The following is a 14649-nucleotide window of genomic DNA, read 5'->3' as shown; positions in this document are numbered from 1 at the left end:
GGAGGGGAACCGGGATGGCAGGGGATCCCTCCCCGGGGCCGTGAGGGCTTTCAGGGCGCCAGCCAGACCTGTTTGAGAGAGCGATAGGTGTCCACCGGAGAGAGGTGGAAGTCCCGGACGTTATCCCGCAGGGCCACATATTCGGTGCGGGTGTTCAAAAAGATCAGGGGCGCCTGCCGGGCAATAGCCTGGGCCAGCTCGTGGTAGAGGCGGATACGCTCCTCCTGGTCCACGGTGGTGCGGGCTTCTTCCAGCATCCGGTCGATTTCCGGGTCGCTGAACTGGAAGGCGTTGACCGAACCACCGGTGTGCAGCATGGGGTACAGGGCTCGATCCGGGTCGTTGCCGCTGCCGTTGTAGCTGACGAAGGTGTCGAAGTCCCGGTCTCGCCACTTCTGGATGAAGGTACCCCACTCCACCTGGTCCAGGGTGGCCGTGACGCCGATCTGCTTCAGCTGGTTCTGGATCACCAGGGCGATGCTGGTGAACTCTGGGAAGCGGGGCGAGGCGGTGATGGTGGTCTCAAAGCCGTCCGGGTACCCGGCCTCGGCCAGCAGGGCCTTGGCCTGCTCCACGTCGGGCTGGTAGAAGGGCAGCTCTTCCGGCGGCACAGACCACTTCCCCAAAGTGGGGACAATGGGGCCGGTGACCAGGCCCTCGCCAAAGAAGACCGAATCCACGATGGCCTGGCGGTCGATGGCCAGGCTCAGGGCCTGGCGCACCCGCACGTCGTCGAAGGGCGCCCGTTGGGTGTTCAACCCCAGCAGGTAGTAGTCCGTCGTCTGCTGGCTGGCCACGGAGACTCCCTCGCTGCGTGCGGCCAGTCCGGCGGACGCAGCGTTGCTGAGGGCGGACATGTGAATTTCGCCCGTGCGCAGGGCCGCCAGCCGGGCTGCCTCGTCCGGAATGATCAGGTAGGTGATGCCGTCCAGCAGGGGTGCCCCCTCGAAGTAGTCCGGATTGGCCCGCAACACCGTCCGCGTCTCCTCCACATACTCCTCCAGCATGAACGGCCCGGTGCCCACCATCACCCGCTGCAGGTCGCCGTTGGCTTCCACCTCCTCCGGCGGCACAATGGCCGCCCACGTGCTGGCAATGGTGGAGAGGAAGGCGCCAAAGGGCTGGCTCAGGTGGAAGATCACCGTCCGCTCATCCGGCGTTTCGATACGCTCGATGAGCTCCAACTGGGAGGACCAGGGAGAAGCCACCGCTGGATCCTGGATGCGCTCGAAACTGAACTTGACGTCCTCGGCCACCAGGGTGCGGCCGTTGTGGAACTTTACATCCGGGCGCAGGTGGAAGATGAAGGTCAGGTCGTCTGGATTTTCCCAGCTTTCGGCCAATTCTGGGATGGGCAGGTAGTCCTCGTCCAGGTCCACCAGCTGGTTGTAGACCTGGGCGATTACCTCGAACGAAGAGCGGGCCGTCACCAGGTGGGGATCCAGCCCCACGGCCTCTGTGCTCTTGCCGATGATCAGGGTGCCGCCTGGCTGGGGACCCTCGGTCGTGGCGGCCGACTGTTCTTCGCCGCTGGCCGGGGCTCCAGCCTGGGGGGGCGGGGGTGCCGCGCAGGCAGAGACCAGGAGCAGGACTACCAGCGCCACCAGGACCATTTTGACGTGATGTCTCATGAGCGTCCTCCCATGGAGCAAAAATGAGTGAACAAGCGGATTGTCGAAGTTGGAGGATGGCCGAATAGCCGCTGCCTGGGGGAAGCAGGGCCAACATGGCGTGGCCACAATGGCTGCATTATACCGACTTGGTCGATCTCCGTCCAGCTCTGCTTGGAATCGATGGGATGTACCCTGACTGACAGCACAGCCCCTTTCGGCCACCATACCATCAACGTGGGTCTTCATCAGCAGGGGTCGTTGACGGCGGGCGATGGTTCCGCCCGAGCGTGACCAAGGAGCGGCGGGTGGCATTCCCAGGGGTGGACAATTTGCAGGATGGGCGCCTGTTGCTGGTGGCCGATGACCCCCTGGCCCGGGCCGGCCTGGCTACCTTGCTGGCCGACCAGCCCGGCTGGCAGGTGGTGGGCCAGTACGCCAGCCGGCAGGATCTGGACGGGGCGGTGGCGGCCCTGGATCCCGACGTGGTGCTCTGGGACCTGGGCTGGCAGCCCCAGGAGGGGCTGGAACACCTGGCCGATTTCAACCGGGGTGTGGCCCCCGAGGCGGCCGTGCCCGTGGTGGCTCTGCTACCCGGGCCGGAGTGGGCGTCTTCAGCCTGGCAGGCCGGTGTCCACAGCCTGTTGCCCCGCAACGTGGACGTCCAGACTCTGGTGGCGGCCCTGGCTGCCGCCCGGCAGGGGCTCTGGGTCCTGGCCCCCGGGCTGGCGCCATCCCTCCCCTTCCGCCCCGGCGGGCCCAGCGACGAGGAGCTGGAGCCCCTCACCCCTCGGGAGCTGGAGGTCCTCCAGCTCATGGCCGAAGGGCTGGCCAACAAGGCCATCGCCCGGGAGCTTCAGATCAGCGAGCACACCGTCAAATTCCACGTCAACGCCATCCTCTCCAAGCTAGGCGTCCAGAGCCGCACCGAAGCCGTGGTTCGGGCCACCCGGGCCGGCCTGATCTTCCTCTGACCTCTCTCCCTCCGTTTCACCCCGCCGTTTTTCCAGGATCCTCCCCACCCTTTGGGGGATGTGGACCATCTTCCTCTGCGCGACAATGGGAAGCGCAAGGAAAGCTCTACCGGCGAACGGAGGTCAAAGTAGGTCACGTTTCCATACGTGACAGTCCATACGTGACAACTCGTCCGGTGTGGAAACCGGGACCTACGTTAGTTTCGGTAGTATTGGTGCGGACTTCTCAGACAGAGGGAGCGAAACATGTCCAGCTTGTTGCAGCAACTATCCGACGCCATGGCCGATCTGGTGGCGGACGTGGGACCCAGCGTGGCCCGGGTCGAGGCACGACGGCGCCTGCCGGCCAGCGGCATCGTCTGGTCGGCCGAGGGCATCATCGTCACGGCCCATCATGTGGTGGAACGAGAGGAGGGCATTCGCGTTGGCCTGGCCGACGGCGCCACGGTGGAGGCCACCCTGGTGGGCCGCGATCCGGGCACCGACCTGGCCGTCCTGCGGGTGGCCAGCACCGGCCTGGAGCCCGCTGGGGTTCCCCCGGCCCGCTGGGTCGAGCAGCCGGATGACCTGCGGGTGGGCCATCTGGTTCTGGCCCTGGGCCGTCCCGGCCAGCAGGTCCAGGCGACCCTGGGCGTGGTGAGTGGGGTAGGTGGCCCGTGGCGTACGGCCGCCGGCGGCCAGGTGGACCATTTCCTGCAGACCGACGTGGTCATGTACCCCGGCTTCTCCGGCGGGCCCCTGGTCGCGGCGGATGGGCGCCTGGCTGGCCTCAACTCCTCGGCCCTGGCCCGGGGCGTGAGCCTGGCCCTCCCCTGGCCCACCGTGCAGCGGACGGTGGAGAGCCTGCTGGCCCACGGCCGGGTGCGCCGGGGCTACCTGGGCGTGGGCATCCAGCCGGTGCGCCTGGCCGCTTCCTTGCAGCAGGCCCTCGGCCAGGAGAGCGGCCTGATGATCCTGTCGGTGGAAGCAGGCGGCCCCGCCGACCAGGCCGGCCTGGTCCAGGGCGATATTCTGGTGCGCCTGGATGGCCAGCCCCTGGGCCGGATCGAGGAGCTGCAGGCCCTGCTGGTGGGGGACCAGGTGGGCCGGGAAGTCCAGGTGGAGTTGGTGCGGGGAGGACAGGTGGTGAGCCGGCCGCTGACCATCGGCCAGCACCCGTAGGAGTCAATCCCGGCAGACTGTAGCAGGTGGATTGATGCCACGTTGTAGCTCCGGCCGAGAGGCTGGGCAAGGGGGCCAGAAGTTCCCGGTACCCCTGTCACGCAAGGATGCGTGACCTACGCCTGCCGGGCTCTACGACGTACCACACGACGTACCACACAAGGAGGATCGTTGGCCATGGCCAACCTGCTGAATCGCATCAGTGAGGAGCTGGCTGCCATCGTGGCCAGGGTCCGCCCCAGCCTGGTGCAGATCCGCCACGGGCCAGCCGGCAGCCCCCGGGGCGCGGCCGCGGGCACCATCTGGCATCCAGAAGGGCTCATCGTGACCAATGCCCACGTGGTGGCTGGCCCTCGAGGGCGGGCCGATGTTCCGCTAGAAGTAGTCCTGGCTGACGGCCGCACCTTGCCGGCTCGCATCCTGGCCCAGGATGCCTCCCTGGATCTGGCTGCGCTGCGGGTGTCGGCCCACGGCCTGCCGGCCATCCCCCTGGCCGACTCCCGTCGCCTGCGGCCCGGGGAGCTGGTGCTTTCCCTGGGCTTCCCCTGGGGCGTCACAGGGGGCGCCACTGTGGGGGTGGTCATCGGCACCGGCTCGGAGCTGCCCGAGCTGGCCCACAGCGGCCGGGAGTGGGTGGCGGCCAGCCTCCACCTGCGACCGGGCCATTCCGGCGGCCCCATGCTGGACAGCCGGGGCCGGCTGGTGGGCCTCAACACCCTGATGAACGGCCCCGAGGTGGGCGTGGCCGTCCCGGTACACGTGGCCGTCGCTTTTCTCAAGACGCACCTGGGCCGCTCCCCAGCGGTCCCTCCCCCAGCTCTGGTCTAGCTCTTCTCTCGAGCTCCTTTCAGGATGCCAGGGCGGTGAAGAAGTCGGCCAGGGCCTGCCGCTCCCGCGCTGGATCCTGATAGGGGCGAGCGGTCTCCAGCGCCTGCCCGATCACCCCATCGAAGCGGTGGGCATCTGCCTCCAGCTCGGCCAATACCTGCTCCAGCGTCTGCCCCAGCTGGAGCAGGTTGCCGTTTTCCACCAGCACACAGTTTTGCCCGTCGCCTTCGCCCACCATGTGGGTCCCACCCCCGATCCCCGTGTATCCTACCACCAGGCAGCCACAGGCCATGGCCTCCAACACCGAGACGTGCAGACCCTCCTGGAGGGTGGTGGCCAGGTAGATGGTGGCCCTCTGGAGCGCCTGGGCGTAAGTGGTTTCGTCCAGGTTGCGCAGGGGAACCCAGCGCCACTCCCGGATTCGGCCCCGCCGGGTGAGGGTTCCCTGGAGCCAGTCCCCGCTGTTGTCCTTGCGGGTCATGTACCCGATCTCCCGGGCCTTTTGTCCGGGTTGGTAGACATAATATTCGTCATCGATGCATTCGGGGATGAGGGTGACCGGGATCTCCATGCTCCATTCCAGGTGGCGCTGTACCGCGGGGGAGGTGGTGATGGCCTGGTGGATGCCGAAATCCTGCCAGCGGGCGCCCGGCTGGAGGCGGGCGTAGGAGGGCAGCCAGCTCAGCGCGATGACCACCCGCCGGCCGGCGAAGTGGCGGGTCTGCTGGATCCATTCGGGCATCACCTCGGGAAAGACCAGGATATCCGTCGCCTCGAAGCGGGGGCGGTCGGCCAGCCAGATGACGGGGGCGGGGTAGTGGTGCCAGGTCAGCCGGAAATCCCGCTCCCGGTGCACAATGGCGGCGTCGAAGCCGGCTTCCCGCAGGCGCATGACGTGGCGGTAGAGGGTTCGGGTGCCGCCGGAAGGCTGGGGGAAGTCGGGGCAAAAGTAGAAGATACGGGTCATCTCTTTCTCTTTCTCAGCGCAGCCATTTCTCAGCGCAGCCATTCTGCCAGCACCACCAGGACCACCACGTGCAGGGTCTGGTCGGCCATGATGCGGACGAAGGTCCGATCACTCTGGCGGAGCAGTCGCCCCCACCGTTCGGCCAGGTGGACTGCGTCGATGAACCAGTGGGACAGGAAGGTGACAGCGATGACCCACAGGTCGGGCTCCTGCAGGCTGGCGTCGCTGCGGCGGGCCAGGCCGATGGCCGCGACGATGGCCAGGGTGTAGATGGTGCAGTGCACCAGGATGGCCGGGTTCAGGATGCGGGTGCTCTTGCTCTGGGCCATCCAGTCGTTTTGCAGAAACCAGTCTCCGACCAGGTGGCCCACCAGTAGCCAGCTGAAGATGTTCATGGGTCAGTTATTTGGGGGACGGCCACGCGGTTGCACAGCTCCGGAAAATCACAGATAATCTACCATAACACAGGTTGTGGTTGTGTGGCCATTTGCTGGCGCACCATCGGGCTGTGCCAGGTTTCACGATTGGCCTGTGTTCCCCGACACAGCACCACGGCCCCAAAGCCGCTACAGTCACGGGAGGAGCCGTTCATGAGCGCCCCAGATCCGTTGCAAAGGCGTCTCGACATTCTGAAGCAGATCCCCCTTTTTCACACCCTGGGCGAAAAGGACTTGCTCCGCCTGGTGGATGATTTTCATGTGCGCACCTACGACAAGGACGAAATCATCTTCCGCCAGGGCGATGAGAGCCAGGAAATCTATGTGGTGCTGAAGGGCAAAGTACGCATCTTCAAGATCAGCCCGTCCGGCGCGGAGACATCCATCGATATCTTTTCGACCTACGACATCATCGGGGAACTGGCAGCCATCGATCAGCAGCCCCGTTCGGCCACGGCCAAGGCCATCAGCCCGGTGGCCCTGCTCACCATGTCCCAGGAGCGTTTCATGGAGCATGTGCGGGCCATGCCCAACCTGGCCGTCGCGCTGGCGCAGCTGCTCTCCCAGAAGCTGCGCTGGACCGCCTCCTTCGCCGAATCCATCGCCCAGTTCGACGCGGCGGGCCGCCTGCTCCATATCTTGCTCCTGTACAACGAACGCTACGGCCGGGCCCTGGTTCCCGGCAAGCGTTACGAACTGGACCTGGCCCTGACCCAGTCGGACCTGGCATCCATGGTGGGGGCCCGGCGGGAGTGGGTCAACCGGATCCTCAACGACTGGCGCCGGCGGGGCCTGTTGGAATTTGATCGGGGCGTCATCACCATCCTGGACCTGCCCCGGGTAGAGATGGAACGCAACAGCCGAACGGAAGCCAACCTGAGCGACGTGGATTGGTGAGGTTTGGCGTAAAGCTTCACCCGTTCTGCAAACCCGTTCTGCAAACATGAGGAGAGGGCTCGTGAATCGATATTCGTGGAATTCCTGCCGCGCATTCATCCTTTTCTGCAGCGTGTTGGCGGCCGCCCTGGGATGGACGGGCGCCCAGGCCGCGGACATGGCGACCACCGAGACTGTCACCCTGACCCCCAGCCGGGATACCTTTGTCCATTCCGCCAATCCCGGCACCAACTACGGCGCGGAGGAGAGTCTGCTGGTCTATGAGCTCAACTCCACGGCCGTCATCCATGCCCAGTCGCTGTTGTATTTCGACCTCAATAGCCTGCCCCCCGGTACCATCATCGACCGGGCCACCCTGCGCCTCTACGTCACCGATCTGACCAACACGCAGCCCAGCCTTCAGATCGATCAACTGCTGGGTTTTTGGGATGAAGCGTCGGTGACCTGGGGCACTCGACCCCAGGCCGTGAACGTCTATCCCAACGTACCGCCGCCCACCCAGACTGGCTGGTTCAGCGTGGATGTCACGGATCTGGTGGCCCGTTGGGTCCACCAGCCCTCCGCCCACTACAACGACGGACTCCAGGTGCGGGGGTATTCCTTCGCCGGCGCCGGCATCACCTTCAGCAGCCGGGAGGGAAGCCGCCCGCCCGAACTCATCATCGACTACACGCCCCCGGCCACTGCCGTCGACATCCCCATCCAGGCCAATGCCCGGCTGGATCTGGATGGCCTCTGTGACAGTACCGGCCAGGGCGAATACGCGGGTGGGGCCCACTACCGCTACGTGGACCACGAAGGCGCCGTCAGCGACCTCTACCTCCTGCAGGATGCCACGGACCTCTACATCTGCGTGGAGGGCATCGCCGTCACCGATCCGGAACGCTCCTTTGCAGTGTACCTGGACCGGGACAACGAGAAAGAGAAATACGCCGAGTCCGACGACATCTCCCTGCGGATACGGGTCCAGGACGGAGAAACCAGCAGCTACGTGGGCACCGGGGATTCGGTGCAGACCTATGTCCCCGAGTCCATCGACGGCTGGGAGGCCGTGGCCCGGGTGGGTGAACCCCGCACCCTGCCCGACAGCGCCGAATTCCGCATCCCCCTGGATCTGCTCACCGCGCGCTGTGGAACGCCCTTCGGCCTGGCCGTCTTCCACGAGGCCGTCACGGAAAACGGCGGCACCTACGGCTGGCCCTCGGAGATCGGCCCTCGCTTCCCCGAGACCTGGGTGGAGACCCTCCTGGAGAGCCCGCCCTGCCCCATCCGCGTCTGCCTGGATTCGGCCACGGCCTGCACCCCCGCGGGCCCCGGCACCCAGGTCTTCCGGGTGGCGGATGGCCGGCCCTTCAACGTGGACGCCCTGGGCTATGTCCAGGAGCGGGACCAGATCTTCAACGGCGATGCCCTCTGGGCCCTGGTGCCCATGACCGCCACCCAGGCCTACACCGTCTACTACACCAGTGGCGTCACCCAAACAGTGGACTACGCCGCGTTCAACGCCACCATCCCCGGCGAGATGACCCTGGTGGCCACGGCCGATCAGCCCCTCATGCTCTTCGACCTGGTGGTCTCCACCGAGTGGAACCTGACCCCGGCGGAAGAGGACGCCCTGCTGGTCGATCTGGCCAAGGCATCGGACTATCTCTACGCCTTCACCGACGGCCAGGCCGCCCTGGGCCAGGTGATCATCTACCAGAATCTGGCCCAGTGGGAGACGGCGGATGTGCGCAACTGGGCCAACAACAGGCTGCGCCCAGAGGCGGACCCGGGGGGGATGGTCCTCGCGCCGGTCACTGACCCGGTCTACAGCGACCTGACCTACTATCCCGGCCAGATTCACCTGGGCAGCCACTGGAACCGCTTCAACACGCCGCCGGGCCAGCCCATCGTGCTCAACGGCGCGCCCGTGGACCCGTCCACCCTGGCCGATGACCGGGCCCTGGCCCTGGCCCATGAGTTCGGCCACTACTTCTTCTACCTCTTCGACACCTACTTCGGCCTGGACGACGAAGGCCACGTGGTGGAGGTGGATAGCTGCACCGGCAGCGCCATGGGCTGGGTCTACGAGGAAAAGAACTGGGCCTTCGTGGCCGATCCGGTGCACTGGGTCGACAACTGCAGCGACACCTACGCCCACCGGGTCCTCCCCCGCCACGAGTGGGCCACCATCCAGCTCTGGTATCCCTGGCTGCGCACCCCGCCGGTCATCAGCGCCGCCCAGTTGACGCCGCCGGTCCCCCTGACCCGGCTGTCGGTGCAGCCCCCGGCCAGCCCCGGCACACCTCTGCTCGACCCCACCTTCAACCTGCTCTACCAGAACGGAGAGACCGCCTCCCGGGAGGCCCGGGCCCTGATTATCCGGGACGACCGGGTGCTGGACCAGGGGGCGCCGCCCCAGGGCTCGACCCAGATCACCCTGGTGGGGCCCCAGGAGAACGACCGCCTCTGTGTGGTGGACATCAACCAGAACGACGTGCCTGTGGCCCAGCGCTACCAGTACGGCTGCGAGGAGATCCAGATCGGCGACAACGAGCTGTGGATGGAGCGGGACACCACCTGGGCGCCCATCATCGAGCCCCACCCGGTCACCAGCACCACCTGGCAGATCACCGTCACCCAGCCCCTGGCCGCCGGCCTGGACCTGAAACTCCGCCTCTACCCCGAGGGCAAGCCCGGCTCCACCGGGGCAGACCTGAGCGCCGGCGACATTCACACGGCCACGGTCACCCTGCCTGAAGTGACTCCCGCGGCCTACATCCAGGTCTGGGTGGATGAGACGGACACCGAGATCAACCCGGCCCGGGTGGCCTTCATCGACTTTGGCATCGGCGGCGGCACAGTCCCCGGCCCGGCCAGCTTCGGCGAAAAGGCGCCCGTCTATTCGGCGGACGGCGTCTTTGAATTCTACCCGGACGCCACCGTGGAGCTGGTCTACGGCGAGTTCGTCTCGGTGGTGCGCTACCTGAACACCTACCCGCTGCCGGCCAACACCGTGCTGGCCGGCGCGCCCTACGGCCTGGTGGCCTATCCGGCCTCCCTCATTGGCGCAGGCACGGTCCACATCCGCTACACGCCGCCGGGCACCAACGGCATGGCCGGGGCGGCCCTCCAGGCTCCGGCCGGGGAAGAGGTGGCCATCCACTTCTGGAACGGCCAGGCGTGGCAACCCCTGGAGACCACAGTGACGCCGGAGCCCACCACCGGCCAGGCCGTGGCCACAGCCCGGGGGCAAGGCCCCGGGATCTACGTCCTGCTGGTGGTCGACCCCGACTTCGGACGAGTCTACCTGCCCTTCGTCAGCCGCTAACACCGAATCCCGAGGCCCAGCCTCGCCGCTGGGCCTCGGCCATGATGGCCCGGTTGAAGGAGACCTGGTAGAGAAAATCCCGGCGCATGGCCGGGTCGGAGATGGCCTGGGCGCGGCTGGAGAGGAGGCGGTAGGCCGCCCGGTAGGCCTGCTCGGCGTCGTCATTCTGTCCCGCGGCGGCCAACACCTGGCCACAGACCAGGTAGTCCCGGTGGGGAAAGTCCGGCCCGACGCCCTGACATTCCTCCAGGATGGCCAGCGCCTGGCGGGCATGGTCCAGGGCCACCGCTGTCTGGCCCCGGGCCAGGTGGCAGGCGGCCAGGGTTGCCAGGTCCCCGGTGGTAGAGACGTGGAGATCCATCTCCCGGAACTTGGCCAGGGAGGATTCAGCGCAGCGGATGGCATCGTCTACCCGGCCGGCTGCGCTGTGGGTGAGGGCCAGCTCGCTGAGGCAGAGGGTCTCCAGCTGCTTGTCCCCCAGGTTTTGGGCCAGGGCCAGGCTCTCCGTGAGGTAGGCCACGGACCGCGCGAACGGGTCAGTGTCTCCCGGTTGGGCCAGGCCCTGCTCCCGCTCCACCTGCCCCATGTTGCACACCAGATACGCCTCCAGGGCCTCTGCGCCGATGGCCTGGGCCAGCTGTCGGCCATCCTCCAGGCAGGCCATGGCCTGGCCGTAGCGCCCCACCAGGTAGTAGAGGATGCCCAGCTCGTTGAAGACGATGGCCTGGCTCCAGCGGTTGGCAATGGCCTGCTGGATGGTCAGGGCCTGGCGCAGGTTCTGTTCGGCCTCGCTGAAGTCGCCGTTGCTGTGCAGGATGACCTGGGCCAGGCTGAGCAGGCTGGCCCCTTCGCCTGCCCGGTCGCCGATCTGGCGGCGGAGGGTCAGGGCCTCCCGGTGGTAGGTGGCCGCCTGGGCGAAGTGCCGCTGGCGCAGGGCCACGAAGCCCAGGGCCGTCAGGATCCGGGCCTCCCGTTCCCGGTCGCCCAGGGCTCGAGCCAGGGAAAGGGCCCGGTGGAACTCCCGGTTCGCCGCGTCGTACTCTCCCCGCTGGCGATAGACCAGCCCCAGGCCATAGCGGGCCCCGGCCTCTTCCCCCCGGTGCGCTTCCTGGCCTGCGATCTGGGCCAGGACCCAGCGGTAGTGGGCGGCTTCCTCCGGGTAGTCTCCCTCCTTGCCCGCGATCTGGGCCAGTTGAAGGATGCAGCGCAGCTCTCCCCGTCGCTCCCTGGCCTGGCGAAAGCCGGCCAGGGCTCGCTCCACCGCGGCCCGGGCTGCCCGGTAGTCGCTCATGGCCTCGTGATAGCGGGCCCACAGCAGCTGGGACGCGGGCGCGTTGGCCGGGGAGCCGGCCTCTGTGATCCGGCTCAGTTGTTGGAGGGTGGCCTCCTCTTCGTTCCGTCGCCCCAAAATGTGCAGGATCTCCGCCTTGGCGGCCAGCCATTCGGGCCGCACCTCCAGGGCCAGGGCCCGGTTGTAATAGCCCAGCGCGGTTTCATTGGCATATTCCCGTTTGGCCAGGTGGGCGGCGGCGGCCAGGTAGTGGAGGGCCTTCTCCCGCACCGGAGGGCGACCCAGGTCGGCGTGGCGGTAGTGGAAGGCCAGCCGCTCTACTGCGTCGGGCTGTCGCACTTCCAGGGCCTGGGCCACCGCCAGGTGGAGTTCCTGCTGCTGGCTGGCCAGCAGGGTCCGATAGACCACCTCCTGGGTGATGTTGTGCTTGAAGAGGTAGATGGCTTCCCCGTCGGCCTCACTGCGCCCGTGACCCAGGCGGGCGAAATCCCGGCGCTCCATCACCGCCAGATGCCCGCGGAGGGCCTTGCCTGCCACGGCCAGGGGGTGGGCGTCGGCCAGGAGCCCCACCTCGAAGACCCGGCCGATGACGCTGGCCACCTTCAGGGTGAGCTTGACCGGTTCCGGCAGGCGGTCCAGGCGGGCCAGCACGATCTCGTGGATGGATTCAGGGACGCCCAGGGCCACCGCGCTGAGGGAGGACTCGCCGCCCACGGTCAACTGGTCGCCCTGGCGGTTCAGGCAACCTGCCTGGCGCAGGGCCTCCACCGCAGCCGGGGCCAGGGTCCAGGTCCCCTCGGCGAGGACGAGTTGCCCGGCCTCCCGCAGGGCATCCACCAGCTCCTCGGCGAAGAAGGGGTTGCCCTGGGCATGGAGCTGGATCAGGTTCAAGGCCAGGGGCGCGACGGGACCGGCCAGCCGGTCCTGCACCAGCTCGGCCAGGCCCGCGTCCGACAGCTCCCGCAGGTGGAGCTGGTGGCGGCCGGGCACCTGGGCCAGCTCAGCGGCAAAGGGATCCTGACTGTCGCTCCGGGGGCGTTCCACCAGCACCAGGAAGACCGGTGCGTGGACGGCAGCCCGGGCCACGGCCAGCACCAGCTGTTGGGTGGCTTCATCCATCCAGTGGGCATCTTCGAAGAGGAGCATGAGGGGCTGTTGCCGGGCTGCCGTCAACACGATCTCCACCGCCAGGCTGGTCAGGGCCTCCTGGCGCATGCGGGGATCGAAGGCCGCGGTGGTCGGGTTGTCGGGGATGGCCAGGCCCAACAGATCGCCCAGGAGGGGAATGCGCACCTGCCAGTCGGGGTTCAAGGTGGCAAGGGACGCCTCCAGGCGGGCGATCTGAGTGGCTTCATCAGCCTGGGGATCGGTCAGCCCCAGCAGCTCCCGGGCCACCTGACGGGCCGCGTAGTAGGCGATGTCCCGGCCGGTGCTCTGGCAGGCGCCGATGGCGACCCACAGGCCCCGGCGGGTTGCTTCCTGGGCCAGGGCTGCCACCAGGTGGCTCTTGCCCACGCCCGCGCTGCCTACCACCTGCAGAAGCTGTCCCCGGCCGGGCGGTTCGGTGGACGTCACCTGCTGGAGGAGGGCCAGCAGGGTGGCCATTTCCTCCTCCCGGCCCACCAGGCGATGGCCGAAGAAGGCGTCGTAGCGGCGCGCCCAGAGGGCGCCCGTGGCCTGGCGCGAGCCGGTGAGTTCGAAGACGGGCACCGGCCGGGCGTTGCCTTTGAGGGGGAGCTCGCCCAGGGATTCCGCCTGAAAGAGGGGGGCCACCGCGGCCGCCATGGCCTCATCCAGCAGGATCTGGCCGGGCCGGGCATGCATCATCAGGCGGGCAGCCAGGTTGGCTGCTGGCCCCTGGACGCCATACGCCTGGCGGCTGTCGCTGCCGTAAGGGCCTACCCGCATGGTTCCCCGGGCCAGCCCAATCTGAACGGTGGGCCGGAAGAGGAGCTGGGGGGGCGGCTGGATCAGGTCCAGGGCCGCGGCCGCGGCCCGACGGGGATCGTCGTCGTGGGCCCGGGGTGCTCCGAAGGCTGCGTAGAGGTAGCTCCCCTTGTCGCCGGTGGTGAGCTGGATGAGGGCTCCTTCGTAGCGGGCCAGCACCTGCTGCACCCAGCGCACGTAGGCGTCCAGCTTGGCACCGGCCGCCTCATCCTGGTCGAAGTCCAGGCCGCCGAAGCGCACGAACAGGGCCACGGCTGGCCGCAGCTCAGCCAGAAAACGCTCCTGCCCGGCCTGGAGCCGGGCGTAGACCTCCGGCAGAAGCCAGGGCCGGAGCCGGGATTGGGGCAGGGGAAGCGGATCAGGCGTCGTGTCGTTCAGAGGGGCGACGATGCCGGCGGGGATGGCGTCGGGCCGTACCACGGCGAAAGGGGCGTCCTTGTCCTGGCCGTGGCGCCAGTCCACCACCTGGAGCCCATCGCCGACCAGGGGGAGGATCTGGGCATCCAGTAACACCTCGCCGGAGCGGGCCAGCCGTTCGCCCACGCCCACCCGATCCACCGGGGAGCCGGCCACCACATCCAGCAGCTGGAGGGCGGGGTCCCCTACCACCTGGCGCAACACCTGCCCTGCGCTGATGACGGCTTTGACGGCCAGGTGGACGGTGACGCCTTCGGCCACGGTGAGCCTGGCGAAGGCGGCCATGGCTTCCTGGAGCCGGGCGGCCGCGGCCAGGGCCTGGTTCACCGCCACTGCCAGCGCTTCCGTTGGCGCTTTCCCTGGCTTTTCCTGAGGTGCGGGAAACCAGCAGGTCATGCCGTCGCCGGAGAAGCCGATGATGCTGCCGCCGTGGCGATGGATCTGGCCGATGAGCTCATTGTAGACGGTGTTCAGGTGGCGCGTGGTTTCCTCAGCACCCCGTTGGGGGCCGAAGTGGGCTACCAGGGCGTTGGTGAGCGGTGTGAAGCCGGAGATGTCCACAAAGAGCACCGCACCCACTGCCCGGGCCGGTATGGTTTCGCCCCTGGCCAGGACACGTCGGCGGTCGGCGGGGAGGTAGGCCAGCACCTCGCGCCACAGGGAAGCTGTGGTCACAATGGGCTACCCATTCGCATATCATTCCGCAGGTCCGGCTTCCATACCGGACAAGCGGCCTTAACGTAGTGCGTAGGGCGTGGCGCGTGTCTCAGTCTACGCACCACGCCCTACGTACCTTCTGCTTCCTGG

The 14649-nt window shown here is 67.6% G+C and carries 9 protein-coding genes; 5 read left to right on the top strand and 4 right to left on the bottom strand.

From position 1 onward, the window contains the following. Positions 1–50: 50 nt before the first annotated feature. Positions 51–1631, bottom strand: a complete 1581-nt coding sequence (locus FKZ61_RS19470) for an ABC transporter substrate-binding protein (protein WP_170200041.1) — start codon at positions 1629–1631, stop codon at positions 51–53. 287 nt (positions 1632–1918) lie between these two features. Between FKZ61_RS19470 and FKZ61_RS24345 the strand changes: the two genes are divergently transcribed. The 3 genes from FKZ61_RS24345 to FKZ61_RS19455 all read left to right on the top strand — a co-directional run bounded on the left by FKZ61_RS24345 (position 1919) and on the right by FKZ61_RS19455 (position 4573). Further along, positions 1919–2584 carry a response regulator transcription factor gene (locus tag FKZ61_RS24345; protein ID WP_211358648.1) on the top strand — a complete coding sequence of 222 codons (666 nt, stop codon included), beginning with the start codon at positions 1919–1921 and terminating at the stop codon, positions 2582–2584. 246 nt (positions 2585–2830) lie between these two features. Continuing rightward, positions 2831–3745, top strand: coding sequence for a S1C family serine protease (locus tag FKZ61_RS19460; protein WP_141611810.1), 915 nt, complete (start codon positions 2831–2833; stop codon positions 3743–3745). Between the two features lie 177 nt (positions 3746–3922). Beyond that, a complete protein-coding gene (locus FKZ61_RS19455; RefSeq protein WP_141611809.1) occupies positions 3923–4573 on the top strand; it encodes a S1C family serine protease in 651 nt (216 codons plus the stop codon). Positions 4574–4592: 19 nt separating this feature from the next. On the opposite strand, the gene FKZ61_RS19450 is transcribed toward FKZ61_RS19455, so the two are convergent. Then, entirely contained in the window at positions 4593–5540 is a 948-nt protein-coding gene (locus FKZ61_RS19450) for a glycosyltransferase (protein WP_170200039.1), read from the bottom strand. A 29-nt stretch (positions 5541–5569) separates the two neighbouring features. Further along, positions 5570–5935: a DUF3307 domain-containing protein gene (locus tag FKZ61_RS19445; protein WP_141611807.1), complete on the bottom strand. Its 366-nt coding sequence runs from the start codon at positions 5933–5935 to the stop codon at positions 5570–5572. Positions 5936–6130: 195 nt separating this feature from the next. On the opposite strand from FKZ61_RS19445, the gene FKZ61_RS19440 reads away from it, so the two are divergent. Next, entirely contained in the window at positions 6131–6874 is a 744-nt protein-coding gene (locus tag FKZ61_RS19440; RefSeq protein ID WP_141611806.1) for a Crp/Fnr family transcriptional regulator, read from the top strand. Between the two features lie 61 nt (positions 6875–6935). Continuing rightward, complete coding sequence (locus FKZ61_RS19435; RefSeq protein ID WP_170200037.1) at positions 6936–10187, top strand: DNRLRE domain-containing protein; 3252 nt, start codon at positions 6936–6938, stop codon at positions 10185–10187. Here FKZ61_RS19435 and FKZ61_RS19430 read toward each other — a convergent pair. Further along, positions 10177–14517 carry a tetratricopeptide repeat protein gene (locus FKZ61_RS19430; protein ID WP_141611804.1) on the bottom strand — a complete coding sequence of 1447 codons (4341 nt, stop codon included), beginning with the start codon at positions 14515–14517 and terminating at the stop codon, positions 10177–10179. The genes FKZ61_RS19435 and FKZ61_RS19430 overlap by 11 nt on opposite strands. Positions 14518–14649 lie beyond the last annotated feature (132 nt).

The sequence above is a fragment of the Litorilinea aerophila genome, from assembly GCF_006569185.2.
Taxonomy (GTDB): Bacteria; Chloroflexota; Anaerolineae; order Caldilineales; family Caldilineaceae; genus Litorilinea; species Litorilinea aerophila.
This window is presented reverse-complemented; position numbering and strand designations above follow the sequence as displayed.

Bases quoted from the DNA above. Each gene is read 5' to 3' on its own strand.
- FKZ61_RS19470 (WP_170200041.1), bottom strand. From the start codon at position 1,631: ATGAGACATCACGTCAAAATGGTCCTGGTGGCGCTGGTAGTCCTGCTC.
- FKZ61_RS19460 (WP_141611810.1), top strand. From the start codon at position 2,831: ATGTCCAGCTTGTTGCAGCAACTATCCGACGCCATGGCCGATCTGGTG.
- FKZ61_RS19455 (WP_141611809.1), top strand. From the start codon at position 3,923: ATGGCCAACCTGCTGAATCGCATCAGTGAGGAGCTGGCTGCCATCGTG.
- FKZ61_RS19450 (WP_170200039.1), bottom strand. From the start codon at position 5,540: ATGACCCGTATCTTCTACTTTTGCCCCGACTTCCCCCAGCCTTCCGGC.
- FKZ61_RS19445 (WP_141611807.1), bottom strand. From the start codon at position 5,935: ATGAACATCTTCAGCTGGCTACTGGTGGGCCACCTGGTCGGAGACTGG.
- FKZ61_RS19440 (WP_141611806.1), top strand. From the start codon at position 6,131: ATGAGCGCCCCAGATCCGTTGCAAAGGCGTCTCGACATTCTGAAGCAG.